This window comes from Butyrivibrio hungatei (genome assembly GCF_900101605.1).
GTDB classification, from domain to species: domain Bacteria; phylum Bacillota; class Clostridia; order Lachnospirales; family Lachnospiraceae; genus Butyrivibrio; species Butyrivibrio hungatei_B.
Genome location: NZ_FMUR01000004.1, coordinates 86149 through 104591 on the forward strand (window position 1 = coordinate 86149; position 18443 = coordinate 104591).

The window sequence follows — 18443 nt, forward strand, 5'->3', positions numbered from 1 at the left end:
CCATATTAAATGCTACCGGATAAAGGGATTTTTTTCCCAAGTATATTACTTATATTTTGCATTGAGCTTCTCAATCGCATCCTCATGCCTTTGGATGGCGTAAGTAGCGGACTTTATCTTGAGCTCCGTCTCCATGCGCTTCTTATGAGCCTCATTACATTTCACATAATAGTTATAGACATCTTCATCATCAACTTCAAGATATTTATCGGCAATACAACCGGGAAGAACAAATTTCTTAACAACATCCTTGAATTTTACTTCAATATATTTGCCGTCCTGTGTAATCACTTGTCCTTCGCCAAATTTTCTATGATTGACTTTCATTTTAAGAGCAGACTTTTCTCCGAGATCGGCCTCTTCTTTTTCAAGATCGTTCAAGACATCACTCAGTTTAACTTTCTCATTTTTAAGTTCTTCTATCTGCCTTGCATTCTCTTCAAGCATCTCTTTGGTCTTTTTGGTAGGTTTCTTCTTTATATCGCTCTTTTTTTCCATCTCATTTTCATTATTTTCAAGCTCAAGACCCATAAAGCATTCTCCTTTTCGTTTAACGCTTTCGATGCACTATATCGTAGTAATATGAACGAATCAACATATATATTTTAACTTATTTAGGAATATTTTACAACCAATCGGGACTTGCTATTTAGTATGTACGCATTGCTGCGTAAGCCCTTTTGATGCCAACTTTCTCTTTTCCTCATCAAGAATCTGTCCCCACTGATAAGGCGTATTCTGATATACATAGTAGTTGATCCAGTTTGTATATAAGATATTCGCATGACTTCTCCACTGTAGAGCCGGCTTATTGGCAGGATCGTCGTCCGGATAATAATTTATTGGCATCCTGATATCAAGTCCCTTTGACAGATCGCGTTTATACTCGGAATCAAGTGTCAGCCTGTCATATTCCGCATGTCCCATCACAAAGATCTGGCTTCCCGACTTATTCATACAAAGGAACACTCCGGCAATCTCAGACTCGGCAAGAACAACAAGATCTTCACACGCATGGATCGCATCCGAAGGAGTCTCTGTATGTCTTGAATGAGGAAGTTTAAAGACATCGTCAAAGCCTCTTACAAGAGGAACTTTCCTGTTCATGACTTTGTGTTCATATATACCGAATCTCTTTTCTGCAAGAGGTTTCTTATCAATTCCGAAATGATAATATATTCCGGCCTGTGCGCCCCAACAGATATGAAATGTGGAAGTTACGTTTGTCTTTGTCCATTCAAATACTTCGCAGAGCTCTTTCCAGTAATCAACCTCTTCGAAAGGCATCTGCTCGACAGGCGCTCCGGTAATGATCATTCCGTCAAATGTTCTGTCTTTAAGTTCATCAAATGTATTATAAAAACGATTCAGATGATTGGGCGATGTGTTCGTTGAATGATGTGAACTCATCTGCATAAAAGAAACATCAATCTGAAGCGGTGTATTAGACATTGACCTCAGAAGCTGAAGCTCGGTGTCCTCTTTTAACGGCATCAGATTTAAAATACATATCTGCAGCGATCTTATGTCCTGATGACAGGCTCTGTTTTCATCTACCACAAATATATTTTCTTTTTCAAGAATCTCTCTGGCAGGTAAATCATTCTGTATTTTAATTGGCATTTTTAATCATCTCCATAAATTCAGTTTCGTCTATAACTTTTATACCAAGATCGTTTGCTTTGGTAAGCTTACTGCCTGCCGCTTCACCCGCAAGAACAAAACTTGTCTTTTTGGAAACACTGCCGGAGGCTTTTCCTCCGTTTTTAACGATAAGTTCTTCCGCCTCTTTTCTGCCAAGTGTAGGCAGCGTTCCCGTAACAACGATAGTTTTTCCGGCAAATATATCGGAAGCGTCTTCATCTCTTGTAGCTTCCATATTTACTCCGAGGGTCTGCATCTTTGATAAGACCGCAAGATTCTTCTCGTCATGGAAGAACTCATAAAGATCGCCCGCGGTCGTCTCTCCGATATCCGGAATTTGAAGGAAACCGTCTTTTGTAACTTTGGAAAGATCCATGATATTGTCAAAATGCTTCATGATCTCACGTGCCGTTGACTTTCCGACATTTCTTATAGCAAGTCCCGTAAGGAGTCTGACCGCATCGTTTGACTTTGACTTTTCTATCTCACCGAGAAGCTTGTCAGTATTTTTCTCTTTTCCGATGATTCCCTTTTCGATAAGTTCATCACGGTGCTCGTTAAGGCTGTAAATATCCGCGTAGTTATTGAGATATCCGCCGGAAACAAGCGCATCAACAAGCGTATCGCCAAGTCCCATAATATTCATGGCATCTCTTGATGTAAAATACGCGATCGTTCTGGTAACCTGCGCTGGGCAGATAGGATTGATACATCTGATATCAGCGGTATCTTCCTCTCTTACAAGCACGCCTCCGCACACAGGACAGGTTTTCGGTGCTTTATAAACTTCATCAGGCGCTTTTACGCAGCCGTTTAACTTCGGAATGATCTCTCCGCTCTTAAACAGCTTGTACTCACCGCCGATCCCGACCTGCATTTCGTTTATGTAGTCCTGGTTGTGAAGCGTTGCTCTGGATACACTTGTTCCGCAAAGTCTCGCAGCCTTCCCTGTTTCTTTGTCATGGAAACTTCCTGTAAACGTAAGCTTTCCGGTTCTTCCGACATCGACAAGGATCTCATCCATAACAACAACTCTTTCTTCAGGCGGATACTTGTATGCGATATGTCCGCTTGAATACTTGGAGCTTGTTGAGAATTCCTCTCTCCAAGAAGTTGTATCGATCTTGATAACGGCGCCGTCAAGGTCGAAATCAAGATTTTCTCTCATGTTGCCGATATCATCGATGGCTGAGATAACTTCATCCGCTGAACCGCAAGCTCTGTGATAAACAGTCTTAACGCCTGCTTTTTCAAGGATATCCAGACCTTCAACATGTGAGCTCTTTACCTCCGCCGGGCCGTCCTGAACGTTAAATACAAACATTCGAAGACCTCTTTCTTTGGTCACCTGCGGATCGAGCTGTCTGAGCGTTCCGGCAGCAAGATTTCTCGGATTTGCGGCAAGCTTTTTCCCAAGCTTTTCCTGTATCTCGTTATACTTGTCAAAATCTTCGTGAGACATATAAACTTCGCCTCTGAGCTCAAGATACTCATAGGGAAGATCGATCACTTTTTTTACATCAGGAATAACAAGGGCGTTTTCCGTAACATCTTCGCCGATATAGCCGTCGCCTCTTGTTTCCGCAGTCTTAAGATGAAGCTTTCCATCACTTTCATCTCTGTTATATCTAAGTGACAGGCTTAGCCCGTCAATCTTTTGCTCAACGGAAAAAACAGCATCACTGTGTCTTGCCGTTACTTTTCCGATCCATTCACTAACTTCTTCCTTGCTAAAGACATCCTCTATAGAAAGCATCGGGACATTGTGCGTGATCTTAACTCCCGCTTCTCTCTTGGCAACTCCGCCAACTATCCTGCTTGGCGAGTCCTTCTTTACAAATTCAGGATGCTCCTTCTCGATCTCCTTGAGCCTTTTCATCATCATATCGTACTCATAGTCGGAAATCTCAGGTTCGTCCTGATTGTAATAAAGATCCATATGATACTTTATTGTCTTAACAAGCCCCTCATACTCTTTTTTTATCAAATCTGTATCTTGATTTAATGACATACAACACTCCCCGAATTAAAAAATCTATAAACCTCATTATATCAGCAAATGCATGAATATGGTCAAACTATTTAACTCCGGCTTCACTGTACAGTTGTTTTTTGGCCTCATCGGAAAGCTGCGCATATTCTCCGGGTTTAAGATTATAATCGCTAAGCTTAACACTCATTACGCGAACTCTTTTAAGTGTAACAACTTCATATCCGAGTTCTTCGCACATTCGCCGTATCTGCCTGTTAAGCCCCTGTGTGAGTATTATGTCAAAAGATCTTTTCCCTGTCTTGGAGACCTTGCACTTCCTTGTCCTGACACCGAGCTCACGCAAAAAAACTCCGCCCGACATATCATTTATAAAATCACCCGTCACAGGCTTATTTACCGTGACTTCATATTCTTTCTCATGTTTGTTTGCGGCTCTCATCATTGAATTTATAAGATCGCCGTCGTTTGACATTATAAGAAGTCCCTCGGAATCTTTGTCGAGGCGTCCCGCATAGGTCACGCGCTCTTTATATCCGAGGTCTTCTATTACCGTTTTCTTGGCATGAACATCACTTTCCGTGCATACAACACCTACAGGTTTATAGTAAGCAAGAACAATCCTGTCGCTTTGGGGATGAATTTCTTTTCCGTCGAAGCAGACCACATCTCCTTCATTAACCTGCGCACCACACGTTGCAACAACGCCGCCTATCGTTATTCTGTTATCTTCTATAAGCTTATCAGCTTCTCTCCTTGAGCATATACCGCAGGAGGCAATATACTTGTTAAGCCTCATTATCACCTCAGATTAAATACACTGATAGGATTTTCAACGAATTTTCCTATTCATTCAATTAAAAAAGAGCTTTGTATACAAAACTCTTTTTTCCGTTTAAAACATCTCTGCAAGATGATTTATCGCATTTTCCTTGATTATGCACTCATAGCTCTCTCTGATAAATGAGATGGCCTGTGGTGCCGAACACTGGAAGTGTCCAAATTCATAAGCCATTGTAAACAGCGAAGCGAATTTCTTGGTATCTTCGTCGCCTCTTCTGATATCAAGAAAATACTTTCCGTTTTCAGCATCCTTGTACAATGTGCTGCAGATATTGTTATCGACAGGTGCTTTGACACAGAATTTTTTGACTTCCCTGAAGCTGTCAAAGCAAAATACAAATTCGCTGAACTGAAGCTGCTTGAGATTCTCCTCGTTGTGAATACGGGGATTCTCCGCTTTTCTCTTTGCACCGACAGAAAGACTGTCGGCAAGATTCTTGTTCTTATCGGCAGATCCGTTTACATTTATAGGTACGGATTCTTTATTTATTATATTCTTCATTGAATTGGTCAGATTCTTAAGACTCTTAAGGTAATCATTAAGCCTTGAAAGTCTGTCTTCATCAACTGCATCTCCAATATCCTCAAGAACGTTCTTTGGAATATTGACTCCCGCCTTCTCAGTAAGATTTCTCAAGATTTCCCCGAATGAAGCCGATGCATTTTCGGAAAGAGTAAGTGAAATCGAATGATCCGGTAAAACAGTTATCTGAAGCGGCATAAAAGAACCTGTCGGCTTATAGTCAACTTCTTCCTGTGCCTTAAGCATAACATCATGTAAAAAATCCAGTGCCTCTTTTTTCTTTTCAAAAAGGTCTTCAAGCTTTATTCCCTGTTCATCCATATCATCTTCGGTGATGATACAGTTGACGGTATCTTTATTGATTCTCTTAAATTCCATTAATCTACCTCGCATATATACGATTGCACAGCATAACTATTTTACAACATTTAACAGATTCTTGGAAGACCCTCTCCGTACATTAGGCCAACCACTCTTTTACCGCCTATTGCAGTATTTAATATGACTCTGTGCATATCAACAGCGCGATTATTTTTTTTGACTTCGCCGATAACCACTGCATTTTCGCAGTATTTTGAACCACGAATTATTGAAAGTGCCTTTTTAGCATCATCCGCGTGAACACTGAGAACAAACTTGCCTTCATTACCCATATATATCGGGTCCAGTCCGAGAAGTCCGCAAAAATCTCTTACTTCAGAAGATACGGGGAGCTTTTCTTCATAAAGGTCTATTTCACAATCCGAGCTTTCCGCAAACTCATTTAAAACAGTGCCAAGTCCGCCTCTTGTAACATCTCTCATAGCATGAACTCTTATTTTCTGCGCCATAAGATTTCCGACAGCCTCTGTTAAAGGTGCCGCATCGGACTGTATATTATTTTCGATTCCCATTCTTTTTGAAAGAATGGCCGCATGATGATCTCCGAGATTTCCTGAAAGAATGATGACATCACCATCCTTAAGATTGGAAGGACCGATAGCCTCAGAACCGTCGGGAATAAAGCCGACTCCGGAAGTATTGATTATAAGCCCCGGCTCTCCGCCTCTGTTTTCGATAACCTTAGTATCTCCAGTAACTATCGTTACTCCGGCCTCTTTTGCGCACTCGGAAAGTGCTTTGACCTGTCTTTCAAGATCATCCAGATCAAGTCCCTCTTCAAGGATAAAACCGCATGTGATATACATGGGCTTTGATCCGCTCATAAGTAGATCGTTTACGGTTCCGCAGACAGAAAGTCTTCCGATATTGCCTCCCGGAAATTCGATCGGTGTTACAACAAAACTGTCTGTTGTCATCGCAAGCCTTGAATTTCCCGGAACAACCGCAGAGTCTTCGAGTCTGTTTAATATATCATTATTAAAATATTTGGCAAAAACATTTTTTATAAGTCCGGAAGTTGACTCTCCGCCGCTTCCGTGCGCCATTGTTACCTTCATATCCCGCCTCTTTCATATTGTAATGTGATCTTATCTTCTGCCTGAAATGAAATAATTATAGCAGCTTCCCTCTGTCGATACCATGCAGGCTCCGTGAGCCGTATCGGGCGTACACTTCTTACCGAACAAAGGACAGTCGGCCGGTTTTATCTTTCCTACAAGAACATCCGCGCATCTGCATCCCGGAGGCATATTGTCCTCATCGAGCATATCGCTTCCGGCATCAAACTTTCTGTATTCTTCCCTGAGTATAAGTCCGGAACCGGGAATTTTTCCCATGCCTCGCCACGATGCATCCGAAGGCTCAAAAAACTTTTGGATAATTTCTTTTGCCTTAATATTGCCTTCTTCTCTAACAGCGCTCTTATACAGATTCTTAAAACCGCCTTTTCCCTTCATTTTTACAAGAGAATATATGGTCAAAAGAAGCTGTGTTCCCTCAAATCCGGATACGACAAAGGGTATCTGAAGCTCCTTTGAAAGTTCTTTGTAAATATTGCTTCCCGTGATCGTCGCAACGTGTCCCGGAGCTATGAATCCGTCAACTCCGCCGCCGTTCTTGACAACAAATCTTATAACTTCAGGCATGGTCTTTAAGGATGTGAGAAGTTTTAAATTATTCAGATTATTTTTTACAGCTTCTTCCAAGACAGTTGCATATACGGGAGTTGTAGTCTCAAAGCCGATAGCCGCAAACACATATGTGTGAGAAGGATCTTCCTTTGCAAGCTTTACCGTTTCCATAGGCGAATAGACCATCTTTACGTTGGCGCCCTCGCCTTTTGCCTCTGCGAGTGACTTAAAAGTCCCTTTGACTCTTATAAGATCTCCGAATGTAAGAACAACCGTATCGCTTCGCATCGACAATTCGATCAGCTTATCGATAACCGCCGTAACGGTTACGCAGACAGGGCATCCCGGCCCCGAGATAAGCTTTATCTTTTCAGAGAGCATGGAAGGAATACCGTTTTCGGATATGGCTGCGGTGTGGGTTCCGCAAACTTCCATGATCCTGACTTCTTCGCCGTCATAGTTTTTAAGTTCTTCAGCAATCATTTTTATATCAAAATCTGCCATATCAGTTACTTAAATCCTCGATTTCTTTCATAAGACTTTCAACTTCATCGGCAAGTTCATCATTCATCGTCTGGATGATACATCCCGCATGAACAAGGACTCTGTCGCCGACTTTTGTATCAACAAGTCCGGCGTCTGCAATAACAGTATTTCCGCTAAAATCAACGGTGGCCTTCCTTCCGTCAATACTTATAACTCTTCCCGGTATCGCAACGCACATCTTTACACCTCTTTCTGCGACAGCAGGCCATAGTAAGCCTGCCCGAGCGAAATTCCCGCATCTCCCGCAGGAACAAACTCATTTATATATACCAAAAATCCGTCTTCCTTAAGCGCACTTACAGTCTTTTCGAGTAAAATCCTGTTAGCAAATACGCCTCCTGAAAGACATACATTATTTTCGCTGTTTTTATCTCTTATAATATGGCAGATTCTTGCAATAGCTTCAGAAAGTGCCGAGTGAAAAGCATAAGCAACGGCCTCTTTTTCATATCTGCCGCTCTCATATGCATCTTTTACATCATTAAATAGCTGTATCTGATCTGCAACGATCATACCTTCCGATTCATCTATCTTAAATGAAAAGACCGGCTTATTCAAATTTTCTCCCCTTCGCGCGGCTTTTTCAAGAAGTATCGCGCACTCACCTTCATAGGAGTTTTCTTTTTTTATCTCAAGAAGCGCACATATACAGTCAAACAATCTTCCCGTGCTTGAAGTTTCAAATGTATTTATATTATTTGAAAGAGCCGCCTTTATAAGCGGATTGATACCGGTGCTTTCAGCGCTTTCTTCATCCGATGCATATTCATAACATTCTTTGACAAGCTCTGAGTTAACAGAAGCCTTATCACCGCCGCATAGTTTGACATATGAAAGATGACCGGCCCTTGTAAACTCGGTATTGTTACATAGTAAAAACTCTCCGCCCCAGATCTTACCGTCTGTTCCGTATCCCGTTCCGTCAAGTGAAACTCCGATGCAGCTCTTTAACGAATACTCAGCCATTACAGACAATGCATGAGCGTGATGATGCTGTATCTTATATATCGGAATATTCATATTTTTCGCAAGCTTCTCCGCATATTTGGCCGAATGATACTTGGGATGCATATCACATACGATCATTTCAGGCTTTATATGATAGAGCTTCATATATCTTTCGATATAGTCTTTGAAATTATCAAAACATCCGACTTCTTCCAGATCACCGATGTACTGTGATATGATTATCCTGTCTTTTTTCCCGAAAGAAAAAGTGCTCTTTAAATCACCACCCAAGGAAAGAACGGACTTTTCACAGCCGCTAACGCCTTTTAATATAAGAGGAAGCGGAACATAGCCGCGCGATTTCCTGATAAAAAGAGCTTTGTCATTTTCAAAAGAACTTATATCAATACTTTCATTAGAGCTTTCATTAAATGCTCTGCATGCAAAAACAACCGAATCATCCTGCGCCATGTTTATCCTTCGCTCATGCCAAAGAACACCGTCGACGCAATGATTTTCGTGAACTTCCGTATTGATCTTTTCATCCTCACAGTTTTTGAATTTATTACGGTCAAAAAATTTCCCGGTAAAATCATCATCTTCTGTTACAATAGGTTCGCCCGATCTGTTCGCGCTTGTTACAATAAGCGGGCCCAAAGCATCACATAAAAGCCTGTGTATTCCGGCAGACGGAAGGAATGCTCCGATATAGTCGCTGTCTCCGCATACTTCCTTGGGAAAATCTTTTATCTTATCAAGAAGAACTATCGGCCTTGCGGAGTAATTTAATATTTTTTCTTCAAAAGAGCTTAATCTGCAATATTCTCTTGCTGTCTGAGAATCTGCAAACATAATTGCAAAAGGTTTGCTCTCACGCCCTTTTATTTCCCTTAAACGAGCTGCCGCAGCACTTTGAGGTAAACAGATAAGCTGATAACCGGAAACGCCTTTTATGCCCAAAATTTTGCCTTTTTGAAGAAGCCCGATTGCTTTATTGACAGAATCCTTTTTATCTATAGAAATCATCTCTCCGTTTTCTTCATACTTTAAGATGAGCTGAGGACCGCAGTCGAAGCATGAGACCGTCTGAGCATGCCTGCGTCTTCCGTTTACATAATCGGCTTTGCAGGAAGGACACATTTTAAAAGGCTTCATCGCCGTATTGTCCCTGTCATAAGGAAGCGCATCGGCTATGCTTATTCTCGGTCCGCATACCGCGCAGCTTATAAGCGGATATCCGTATCTTTTGTCACCCGGATCAAGCATTTCATTAAGACAATCGTCGCAGATTCCGATATCCGGAAGAAAAACCGGAAGTTCGGATGAAAGGTCGATATCTGAACTCTCAACAATGGAAAAGTCCTTAAGATCAACCGTTTCTTCATTCTTCTCAGAAATCTCGACATCTAAAATAAAAGCACCCGCAGGATATTCTTTTTTCAGAAGATCTGAAAAAGCATCGAGCTTTTCTTTATCTCCCTCTACAAGAATCTCTACAGCTGCTCCTATGTTTTTGACATAGCCTTTTAATCCGTATTCAGTTGCTTTCTTAGCAATAAAGGGGCGATATCCTACTCCTTGTACCGCCCCTTTTACTTTGATCAAAAGAATCATTATTTGTTTTCTTTTTCCTGTGCTGCTTTATCCTGAGCATCCTTTTCAGCCTTTGCTTTGGCTGCAGCGGCAGCTCTTTCTTTTGCAGCTTTCATAAGAGCTTCCTGAGCGGCAATAGCCTTCTCGGACTGCTTAAACGATTTTACAACCTTTTCACTGCCGGGTTCCTGGAACCTTGTTCCCATAGAAAGAGATTTCTTGGGACAGCTGTCCACGCAGCATCTGCACTGGATGCAGCTCATAGGTCTGATGTTCCAAGTTTTTTCCACCTTATCGACCGTTATGGCATGAGTCGGACACTTTATGGAACAAAGACCGCAAAGGATACACAGATCCATGTCATTCTCAACATGTCCTCTTGTTCCTTCCGGAAACTCTTTCTCGGTTTTTCTGGTATATGGCTTTGAAAAAAGGTTCTTTAAAATTGTATTTTTAAAACTTACAATTGCCATTTCAATCTCCTATCTGTGCTGAGTTCACTACATCATCTCTCCGTACAACTGATGCAAGGATCGATCGTAAGTACAAGAATAGGAACATCAGCAAGATCACAGCCTTTAAGGATCTCTACGAGGCCTGAAAGGTTTGCAAAAGTAGGTGTTCGAACTCTCATTCTGTCAATGAACTTGGTTCCGTTTGCCTTAACATAGTAAAGAGCTTCGCCTCTGGGCTGCTCTATTCTCATCATATATTCGCCGTTCGGCATTCCCTTGACGGGAGCTTCGATAGGTCCGTCAGGCATCTTTGCTATAAGCTGATGAATAATGTCAAATGCCTGGAATATCTCCTGTATACGGCAATATGTACGCGCATAGGAATCGCCTTCGCTGCTTACGATAGGCTCAAAGTTGACATCACCGTATGCACAATAACCTGTAGATCTGATATCTCTTACAATTCCGCTTGCTCTAAGGAAAGGTCCGGTGCATCCAAGCGCATCCGCCTGCTCCGCACTGAGAACACCTACGCCCTTAAGTCTTGTCTGAACGGCTGCATCCTCAAGGAAGGGCCTTGCAATGGCTTTAAGATCTTCCTCCATTTTAGAAATCCTGTTATCGAAATCCTTGAGCATATCGTCGGTGATATCTCTTCTGATTCCGCCGATTTTCATAACGGAAAAGATTACACGGCCGCCGGTAGACTCCTCAAACATATCAAGGGCTTCCTCTCTGAGTCTCCAACAGTCCATATAAAGGCTTTCGAAGCCGAAAGCATCTGCCAAAAGTCCGAGCCAGAGAAGATGTGAATGGATCCTACTAAGCTCAGACCAGATAGTTCTCATATATCTGGCTCTTGCAGGCACTTCGATATCCATGATATGCTCAACTGCCTCGGAATAACCAAGTCCGTGTCCGAGTGAGCAGATACCGCAGATACGCTCTGCAACATAAACCATCTCATTAAAATCTTTTTTATCAACCAGTTTCTCCAAACCTCTGTGGATGAATCCGATTGAAGGAATAGCCTCAACCACCTTCTCATCTTCCATAACAAGATCCAAGTGAATAGGCTCCGGAAGAACCGGATGTTGAGGTCCAAATGGAATTACACTTCTGTTAGACATTACAGTTCCTCCAATTATTTGAACGGTGTCTCTATAGCTGTGCGATAGAGCTTTCCTTCATAATCAATATTTATCATCTTGATCTTAACTCCGAAAAGATCGTGCATCTCATTTTCATAGATAAAAGCACAAGGAAAAATACTTGTGATACTTGAAATCTCATTATCTTCGGGAAGTGTGATCTTAAGCTGCTTAACTTCGAGATCTTTTCCGAATGTATAAATAAGTTCAAAAGCATCAGGTATTCTTGTTGCGCATTGCTGCATAAGATGATATCCGTCAAACTTAAGCTTCTGAGACTCGTCAATGACATTCTCAGGATTAACATTTACAAACTCGGTATTCATTGCTTATTGTCTCCTTTCTCAGCATTTGTTGCGGTAGTAGCCGGAGCACCTGTATTCGCGGCGGGTGCAGCATTCTGAGCCGCAGCGGGAGCTGCAGGCTTGGGAACAGGCTTTGCAGAAGCTTTGATCTTTTCTTCCGCCTGCTCTCTGAGAGCTTCCTCAGTAAGAACCGCATCATACTGATCTGCAGGATTATAGTCTTCTTCTGTCATATGAACAGCCATCTTGCTGTAGTCTACAGTACAATATCCGGCCTTCATTGACTGTTTTAACTTCTTCTTCTTTTCTTCAAGGATTCCAACCGCCTTAACAACGCCCTGAATAAGAGCTTCAGGTCTAACGGCACATCCGGGAACATATACGTCAACAGGAACAATCTTGTCGGCGCCGCCCAAAATGTTATAACACTCCTTGAAGATTCCGCCGTCGCATGCACATATTCCGCAAGCAACAACAACCTTAGGATCGGGCATCATATTATAAAGCTGTCTTACGACAGGCGCCGTCTGCGCATTCATTCCTCCCGTAAGAAGGAGCACATCGGCATGCTTGGGATTACCCGTATTTATAATTCCGAATCTCTCCACATCATAGAGCGGAGTCATCGTAGCCAAAACTTCTATATCACAGCCGTTACAGCTAGATCCGTCATAATGTAACACCCATGGTGATTTTGATATTTTCATTGTTCTTTCCCTTCTTCTTATTTCAATACATTAAGAATAAGCAAATTTGTACCTGCAAAAATCAATATAACCGACCAGGTAACCTTAAGCATTGTCATATACTTAACTCTGGGGAACAGGTTATCGATAAATGTCTCCAGGAAGAATACAACGCTGCAGGCTATCACTGCTCCAAGAATACTGACAGGTGCAGAAGTAACAAAGAACATTCCGACAATACCCATCATAAGTACCACGTCATACCACTCCGCGATCTCCACAAGTGCAAGATTTCCGCCCGAAAGATCGGTTGTAAGACCTTTTACCATCTCCTGATGCATATGATGCGAGGTACTGAGATCAAAAGGTGATTTTCTGAGCTTGATCAAAAGTACAAATACAAATCCGACAAAGAATCCCGGAATCTGTACAATAGCAGGAACATCAGCCTTTGCCAGTTCATTTACCATAAAGCTTCCGTTTGCGTAATAAAATCCGATGGCAACCAAAAGAGTCATGGGCTCATAGCACATCATCTGCAAAAGTTCACGCTGAGCGCCCATGATGCTGTATGGTCCGTTGGTTGAAAAAGCCGCAAGGACCATAACCACTTCAGACATGGAAAGCGCAAAAAATACCAAAAGCATATCTCCGCCCGCGAAGAACAATGCACCTGTAAAAATGGTAAATATAAGATAACTTGTAACGAACAGTACCTGAATACTGTTTACAACGGTTGTCTGCTTGCTCATCAGCTTAGCTACATCATAGAAAGGCTGAAAAAGCGGTGGGCCCTGTCTTCCCTGCATACGGGCAGAAAATACTCTGTCGATTCCGGAAAGAAGGCCTCCTAAAACAGGTGCCAGAAGAATATATAATAAAACTCTCAATATCATATAAATATCCATTAGATAGCACCTCCGACAACAACAATAAGCATAACGGCAACAAGAACGGTTGCAACATAAATACAAGGCTTTAAGAATTTCTTTTCGCCAAAGATTTCATCCATGTACCAGTTAGACATATAAAGTGCTCTTTCCTTACCGAAAGAATCTATATAATGTCTGTCATCTCCCGCATTTACACCGGCAACGTAAGACATTGTCATCTTACTGTTTTTACCGATGGAAAGGAATCTGGATCCGATTGGAATAATAAATACCATCGCAACCATGATCATCATAATGATGACATCGCTTCCGCCGATAACATCGGGGATATTTGTATGATAAGCCTCATCGAGAATAGGCTGGATCATATTTCCCGACATCCAGGGGAAAGCAAAACACATAACAACTATCATTGTCGTAAGAGGTAAAATAGATACCATCTCACTTCTGGGAGTTATATCTTCAAGTTCAAATGACTGGTGAATTACCGCACAGATCTTGCCAAGCCACTTAGCCCAGTAGAACAATGTGCTTCCCGATCCGAATACAAGGAAAAGAACAAGCCAAACAGAACCCGAATCAACGAAAGATTTAAGTGCAGCCCACTTGGAAACAAGCATTCCAAAGGGTGCCATAAACATTCCGCAAATACCGATTATCATGATAAATGCAAGTCTGGGAAGTTTGATTATAAGTCCGTGCATATCCTCAATATCACGGCTTCCCATACAGTTTTCTATATCTCCCACCGTCTGGAACAGGAGTGACTTTGAAACGGCATGGAACAAAACGAGCATAACAGCCGCCCATACACCTTCGGTAGTACCTGTTCCCGCACAAGCGGTAATAAGTCCGAGATTGGAAATAGTCGAATAAGCAAGTACCTTCTTACCGTCACTGACAGTGATCGCAAGAAGCGATGCAGCAAAGAAAGTAAATCCACCAATAACGGTGATCATGATTCCCGTAAGAGTTCCGTACATTACAGGTGCAAGTCTTATAAGCATATATACGCCAATCTTAACCATCGTTGCAGAGTGCAAAAGCGCACTTGAAGGTGTAGGCGCAACCATCGCTCCCAAAAGCCATCTTGAGAACGGGAACTGAGCACTCTTTGTAAGAGCTGCAAATGCAAATAAGGTAACGGGAACAATAATTGAACCGGCTGCCTGCGGTGTGATCTGGCTCAGATTGGAAATTCCGAGAACCATGTTGCAGTACATAAGTCCTGCAGCGAATCCGCATCCACCGAGAAGATTCATCCAAAGAGCCCTAAATGAATTATTTACGGCCTCTTCCGTTCTTGTATATCCGATCATTAAGAATGAACATACGCTTGTGATCTCCCAGAAGAAATAGATAAATCCAAGATTATCTGATGAAATAAGTCCGAACATTGCACCGAGAAATACAAACATAAGTGCAAGGAAATATCCGGAACGATCTTCAACATCCGTGTGATGATGATGGTAATCCTTCATATAACCTGATGCATAAATACAGATAAGAATTCCTACAAAACCAACGATCAAATACATTACGGCAGCAAATGTATCAATCCTGATGCAGGTATTTCCTTCGATTGCCTTATGAGTCAGATCCATCCATAAAACCGGGATCGTTCCCACAAGTGAAAAAAGAATTGCATAATACTTCTTGTACTTGATACTAAGAAAACATACAAGTACCATTAAGAAGACTTCCCCACAAAGAATTGCCTTTTCAGGAATCTCTGCATGTTCAAGATATACAAATTTAGATGTATCACCGGACAAAAGAACATTGACGGCAACATAAACAGCAACGCCCATGATAGCCAGACCGCCCATCATGATAAGCAGGCTTCTAAACATGCTGGCATGCTTAAACAAAGAAATTATGATTGCCATACAAAAGGGAAATAGGATCAGAAAATAAACTAAATTCAAAAAATTTGCCAAGGTGTTCGCCCCTTTCACATACATACTCACGAGCAACTCATTACTTCATAAATTTCTCGATGGCATCATTTAACTCAACGATAGCCTCTTCATCACCATCTGAAACTGCATGAACGATACAATGGCTTATGTGCTCTTTAAGTATCTCCTTGCCTGCTCCATTGATTGCTGCGCGTACGGCTGCCAGTTGTACGAGCACTTCGGTGCAATCCCTGTCATCCTCAACCATCCTTTTAACAGACTCAAGATGTCCGATTGCCTTGGAAAGTCTGTTTACAATAGCCTTCATCTTCTCAGGATCATGATGATGTTTATGGGTATGAGAACTCATAAAACCTCCAAATAAATATATGTATTGTTATTTTTTTAACTTGTCTCCGGTCAAAAAATAAATCTACATATATTTTTACCAAATTATATTATATTCCTTCTAAAAAAAATTACAATAAAGATTATCTTACATTACCGATAATCTTATGTAAAAGACTGTATAAGGTAGCCGCTTCTTCTTCTGTGAGCTTTACACAGCTTCCTATCTTGGCAGGAATTGTAGCGGCTTTTTCTCTTAATTTCATACCGGAATCGGTGATGGAAACAACAAGATTTCTCTCGTCCTTTTCAGACCTCTCTCTCGTTATATACCCCTTGCTCTCAAGCTTTTTAAGAACAGGCGTAAGTGTTCCCGAGTCAAGATACAGACTTTCTCCAAGAGTCTTTACATTGACGCACTTCTTCTCCCACATGACCATCATTGTAATATACTGGGTATATGTCAGATCGATCTCGTCAAGATGGGGCTTGTACTTTCTGATTATCTCTTTCGAACAAGCATACAATGGAAAGCATAATTGATTATCAAGTTTTAACGAATCATATTTGTTATTATTACAATTCATAACAATCTCCAAAAAATTTTATACTATTTAATCATATATCATTATATCACAACAGCGATTAAGCGTTCATTTAAAAAAAAGAAAAAACCCGTGAAAATCTCTTGAATTTTCACGGGTTACAATACCGATCAAGGCTTTGAATTATGATTCATATTTTTGATGGGAATGTTTGCATAAAGAGCCGGTGCGGATTTACCGCCGTTATCTTCAGCATCGAGACTTGTAATATTGATGTCAATTCCATCCATATCTATCTCGGCATATTTCGAAAGCACTTCTATGATATCGCTTCTGATTTTTTGCATAAGCTCAGGTGAGCAAGATGCTCTGTCCGAAACTAAAACAAGCTTCAGTCTATCCTTAGCTATATCACTTGAAGATTTCTTTTTGAAAAAATCAGTGATTTTCATAACTTTGCCCCCTTATCACTTTTTCTTAAACCAAGAAAAAAGTCCTCTCTTGGCTTCAAGGTCAAGAAATGGAACCTGCTCGCCTGTAATTCTGCGACAGATGTTCATATAAGCCTGTCCTGCAAGTGAGTTGTCTCCTACCAGCGGTTCACCGTTATTAGTTGCAACAACAATACTCTCATCATCAGGAACCTGACCTATAAGCTCAATAGCAAGAATATCAATGACGTCATCTGCTGACATCATGTCACCTCTCTTGACCATTTCAGGGCGAAGTCTGTTTACTATGAGATGAGTCTTTTTAATCTCGTTTGCTTCAAGAAGACCGATGATCCTGTCGGCATCACGTACAGCCGACACCTCAGGTGTTGTAACAACAAGTGCTCTGTCGGCACCTGCGATGGCATTCTTGAATCCCTGTTCAATACCTGCAGGACAATCCAAAATAATATAATCATAATCCTGCTTAAGTTCATCAGTAAGCTTCTTCATTTGCTCAGGAGTAACGCTTGTCTTGTCCTTAGTCTGTGCTGCGGGCAAAAGAAAAAGATTCTCATATCTCTTATCTCTGATAAGCGCCTGCTTGATCTTGCAGTTACCTTCAATAACATCAACAAGGTTATAAACAATTCTGTTCTCGAGTCCCAAAACAACATCAAGGTTACGAAGTCCTATATCCGTATCGATAAGAACAACCTTCTTGTTCAGCTTTGCAAGGCCCGTTCCGATATTAGCGGAACTTGTAGTTTTACCTACGCCACCTTTTCCCGATGTTATAACTATAACTTCTCCCATAGTTTCCTCCGTTTACATATTAAATTGTCTCAAAAAAGAAGATCCGTAAACACTCTTCACAATGTGACCGTTTTCGATATAAGCAACTTCAGGCTCATTCTCAGTCACAGAAGGTTTCTTTCTTCCAAGTTTGAGTTTGGCACTTTTTTCAGATTCAGGCGATATTGCGATAGAATCCGCAATTCTGACCTGCAAAGGGTTGAGACCAAGTGCCATTACTACAGCATCCTTATCACCACCTGCACCGGCAAATGCATTGCCTCGCAGTTCTCCCAGGATAAAAATGCTTCCATAGGAGATTACGTTAGCACCGGGCTTAACGTCTCCCAATATAACAATACTTTGTTCGCAGGAAATATCCTGACCGGATCGTAAGCTGCCCTTATATATAAGCGCGCTGTTCTGATCCACATTAACTACACTGTCTGCCTTCTTGTTCGTATTGACCTCAGGATCAACATTATCGTTTGAAGCGGCGACATCTTCAAATTTCCTCTGAATATCCGACTCTTCGTCAATAATACATGTAATTGTAAGCATTGAATTATCTTTGATACTCTTTAGAACTTCATCTTCTTCCGATTCAGAGAGCTTTCTGCCTCTGATGATCATCCCCATGTTATTTTTTCCGAGAAAAGAAGATGCTTCCTTGAATTTCTCGCCAACTTCCTTGATAAGCGTTGAAAAATCGACCTCGGGATCCAAAACAAGAATAATGCCAGACCTTGTACCCTTAATTGTAACTAACTGACTCAATGTTTGATTCACCCAACCTTTATAAAAATCTATACTACAACAGTATAGGCTATTTTT

At 41.4% G+C, this 18443-nt stretch carries 20 protein-coding genes; all 20 read right to left on the reverse strand.

The genetic code is table 11. The features are described from left to right. Nucleotides 1-45 precede the first annotated feature (45 nt). The 20 genes from BLP87_RS02190 to minC all read right to left on the reverse strand — a co-directional run bounded on the left by BLP87_RS02190 (nt 46) and on the right by minC (nt 18386). The gene (locus BLP87_RS02190; protein ID WP_074461238.1) at nt 46-531 is read right to left on the reverse strand and encodes a hypothetical protein; all 486 of its coding nucleotides are present in this window, start codon (nt 529-531) and stop codon (nt 46-48) included. Nucleotides 532-645: 114 nt separating this feature from the next. Then, entirely contained in the window at nt 646-1623 is a 978-nt protein-coding gene (metA, locus tag BLP87_RS02195) for a homoserine O-acetyltransferase MetA (protein ID WP_074461239.1), read from the reverse strand. Continuing rightward, on the reverse strand, nt 1613-3655 hold the full coding sequence (gene ligA / locus BLP87_RS02200) for an NAD-dependent DNA ligase LigA (protein ID WP_074461240.1): 2043 nt from the start codon (nt 3653-3655) through the stop codon (nt 1613-1615). The genes metA and ligA overlap by 11 nt, the downstream gene beginning before the upstream one ends. Before the next feature lie 67 nt (nt 3656-3722). After that, a complete protein-coding gene (locus BLP87_RS02205; protein WP_176756588.1) occupies nt 3723-4433 on the reverse strand; it encodes a pseudouridine synthase in 711 nt (236 codons plus the stop codon). Between the two features lie 96 nt (nt 4434-4529). After that, a complete protein-coding gene (locus tag BLP87_RS02210; protein WP_074461241.1) occupies nt 4530-5378 on the reverse strand; it encodes an adaptor protein MecA in 849 nt (282 codons plus the stop codon). A gap of 50 nt (nt 5379-5428) precedes the next feature. After that, on the reverse strand, nt 5429-6439 hold the full coding sequence (hypE, locus tag BLP87_RS02215; RefSeq protein WP_074461242.1) for a hydrogenase expression/formation protein HypE: 1011 nt from the start codon (nt 6437-6439) through the stop codon (nt 5429-5431). A 30-nt stretch (nt 6440-6469) separates the two neighbouring features. After that, nucleotides 6470-7516 (reverse strand): hydrogenase formation protein HypD, encoded by a 1047-nt coding sequence (gene hypD / locus BLP87_RS02220; RefSeq protein ID WP_074461243.1) that lies wholly within the window; start codon nt 7514-7516, stop codon nt 6470-6472. A gap of 1 nt (nt 7517) precedes the next feature. Then, nucleotides 7518-7736: a HypC/HybG/HupF family hydrogenase formation chaperone gene (locus BLP87_RS02225; protein ID WP_074461244.1), complete on the reverse strand. Its 219-nt coding sequence runs from the start codon at nt 7734-7736 to the stop codon at nt 7518-7520. A 2-nt stretch (nt 7737-7738) separates the two neighbouring features. After that, complete coding sequence (hypF, locus tag BLP87_RS02230) at nt 7739-10120, reverse strand: carbamoyltransferase HypF (RefSeq protein ID WP_074461245.1); 2382 nt, start codon at nt 10118-10120, stop codon at nt 7739-7741. Then, nucleotides 10120-10572: a 4Fe-4S dicluster domain-containing protein gene (locus tag BLP87_RS02235; RefSeq protein WP_074461246.1), complete on the reverse strand. Its 453-nt coding sequence runs from the start codon at nt 10570-10572 to the stop codon at nt 10120-10122. The genes hypF and BLP87_RS02235 overlap by 1 nt, the downstream gene beginning before the upstream one ends. 32 nt (nt 10573-10604) lie before the next feature. Next, nucleotides 10605-11684: a hydrogenase large subunit gene (locus tag BLP87_RS02240; RefSeq protein ID WP_074461247.1), complete on the reverse strand. Its 1080-nt coding sequence runs from the start codon at nt 11682-11684 to the stop codon at nt 10605-10607. Between the two features lie 14 nt (nt 11685-11698). Continuing rightward, on the reverse strand, nt 11699-12031 hold the full coding sequence (locus BLP87_RS02245; protein WP_074461248.1) for an NADH-quinone oxidoreductase subunit C: 333 nt from the start codon (nt 12029-12031) through the stop codon (nt 11699-11701). Further along, nucleotides 12028-12717 carry an NADH-quinone oxidoreductase subunit B family protein gene (locus BLP87_RS16455; RefSeq protein WP_074461249.1) on the reverse strand — a complete coding sequence of 230 codons (690 nt, stop codon included), beginning with the start codon at nt 12715-12717 and terminating at the stop codon, nt 12028-12030. The genes BLP87_RS02245 and BLP87_RS16455 overlap by 4 nt, the downstream gene beginning before the upstream one ends. Nucleotides 12718-12734: 17 nt before the next feature. Next, complete coding sequence (locus BLP87_RS02255; protein ID WP_074461250.1) at nt 12735-13604, reverse strand: respiratory chain complex I subunit 1 family protein; 870 nt, start codon at nt 13602-13604, stop codon at nt 12735-12737. Beyond that, nucleotides 13604-15442, reverse strand: coding sequence for an NADH-quinone oxidoreductase subunit 5 family protein (locus BLP87_RS02260; protein WP_242871798.1), 1839 nt, complete (start codon nt 15440-15442; stop codon nt 13604-13606). Before BLP87_RS02260 ends, BLP87_RS02255 begins: the two co-directional genes overlap by 1 nt. A gap of 127 nt (nt 15443-15569) precedes the next feature. Then, complete coding sequence (locus tag BLP87_RS02265; RefSeq protein WP_026515425.1) at nt 15570-15860, reverse strand: metal-sensing transcriptional repressor; 291 nt, start codon at nt 15858-15860, stop codon at nt 15570-15572. A gap of 121 nt (nt 15861-15981) precedes the next feature. After that, nucleotides 15982-16425 carry a MarR family winged helix-turn-helix transcriptional regulator gene (locus tag BLP87_RS02270; RefSeq protein WP_074461251.1) on the reverse strand — a complete coding sequence of 148 codons (444 nt, stop codon included), beginning with the start codon at nt 16423-16425 and terminating at the stop codon, nt 15982-15984. Between the two features lie 128 nt (nt 16426-16553). Continuing rightward, nucleotides 16554-16835 carry a cell division topological specificity factor MinE gene (gene minE / locus BLP87_RS02275; protein ID WP_074461252.1) on the reverse strand — a complete coding sequence of 94 codons (282 nt, stop codon included), beginning with the start codon at nt 16833-16835 and terminating at the stop codon, nt 16554-16556. A gap of 15 nt (nt 16836-16850) precedes the next feature. Then, the gene (gene minD, locus BLP87_RS02280) at nt 16851-17630 is read right to left on the reverse strand and encodes a septum site-determining protein MinD (RefSeq protein WP_074461253.1); all 780 of its coding nucleotides are present in this window, start codon (nt 17628-17630) and stop codon (nt 16851-16853) included. 12 nt (nt 17631-17642) lie between these two features. Further along, the gene (gene minC, locus BLP87_RS02285; protein WP_074461254.1) at nt 17643-18386 is read right to left on the reverse strand and encodes a septum site-determining protein MinC; all 744 of its coding nucleotides are present in this window, start codon (nt 18384-18386) and stop codon (nt 17643-17645) included. Between the last annotated feature and the right edge of the window lie 57 nt (nt 18387-18443).

Coding starts and splice junctions, on each gene's coding strand:
- metA (WP_074461239.1), bottom strand. CDS start 1,623: ATGCCAATTAAAATACAGAATGATTTACCTGCCAGAGAGATTCTTGAA.
- BLP87_RS02260 (WP_242871798.1), bottom strand. CDS start 15,442: ATGTTTAGAAGCCTGCTTATCATGATGGGCGGTCTGGCTATCATGGGC.
- hypD (WP_074461243.1), bottom strand. CDS start 7,516: ATGGCAGATTTTGATATAAAAATGATTGCTGAAGAACTTAAAAACTAT.
- BLP87_RS02210 (WP_074461241.1), bottom strand. CDS start 5,378: ATGGAATTTAAGAGAATCAATAAAGATACCGTCAACTGTATCATCACC.
- BLP87_RS02225 (WP_074461244.1), bottom strand. CDS start 7,736: ATGTGCGTTGCGATACCGGGAAGAGTTATAAGTATTGACGGAAGGAAG.
- BLP87_RS02235 (WP_074461246.1), bottom strand. CDS start 10,572: ATGGCAATTGTAAGTTTTAAAAATACAATTTTAAAGAACCTTTTTTCA.
- hypF (WP_074461245.1), bottom strand. CDS start 10,120: ATGATTCTTTTGATCAAAGTAAAAGGGGCGGTACAAGGAGTAGGATAT.
- BLP87_RS02270 (WP_074461251.1), bottom strand. CDS start 16,425: ATGAATTGTAATAATAACAAATATGATTCGTTAAAACTTGATAATCAA.
- hypE (WP_074461242.1), bottom strand. CDS start 6,439: ATGAAGGTAACAATGGCGCACGGAAGCGGCGGAGAGTCAACTTCCGGA.
- BLP87_RS02265 (WP_026515425.1), bottom strand. CDS start 15,860: ATGAGTTCTCATACCCATAAACATCATCATGATCCTGAGAAGATGAAG.
- minE (WP_074461252.1), bottom strand. CDS start 16,835: ATGAAAATCACTGATTTTTTCAAAAAGAAATCTTCAAGTGATATAGCT.
- BLP87_RS02255 (WP_074461250.1), bottom strand. CDS start 13,604: ATGGATATTTATATGATATTGAGAGTTTTATTATATATTCTTCTGGCA.
- minD (WP_074461253.1), bottom strand. CDS start 17,630: ATGGGAGAAGTTATAGTTATAACATCGGGAAAAGGTGGCGTAGGTAAA.
- BLP87_RS02205 (WP_176756588.1), bottom strand. CDS start 4,433: ATGAGGCTTAACAAGTATATTGCCTCCTGCGGTATATGCTCAAGGAGA.
- BLP87_RS02190 (WP_074461238.1), bottom strand. CDS start 531: ATGGGTCTTGAGCTTGAAAATAATGAAAATGAGATGGAAAAAAAGAGC.
- BLP87_RS02245 (WP_074461248.1), bottom strand. CDS start 12,031: ATGAATACCGAGTTTGTAAATGTTAATCCTGAGAATGTCATTGACGAG.
- BLP87_RS02240 (WP_074461247.1), bottom strand. CDS start 11,684: ATGTCTAACAGAAGTGTAATTCCATTTGGACCTCAACATCCGGTTCTT.
- ligA (WP_074461240.1), bottom strand. CDS start 3,655: ATGTCATTAAATCAAGATACAGATTTGATAAAAAAAGAGTATGAGGGG.
- BLP87_RS16455 (WP_074461249.1), bottom strand. CDS start 12,717: ATGAAAATATCAAAATCACCATGGGTGTTACATTATGACGGATCTAGC.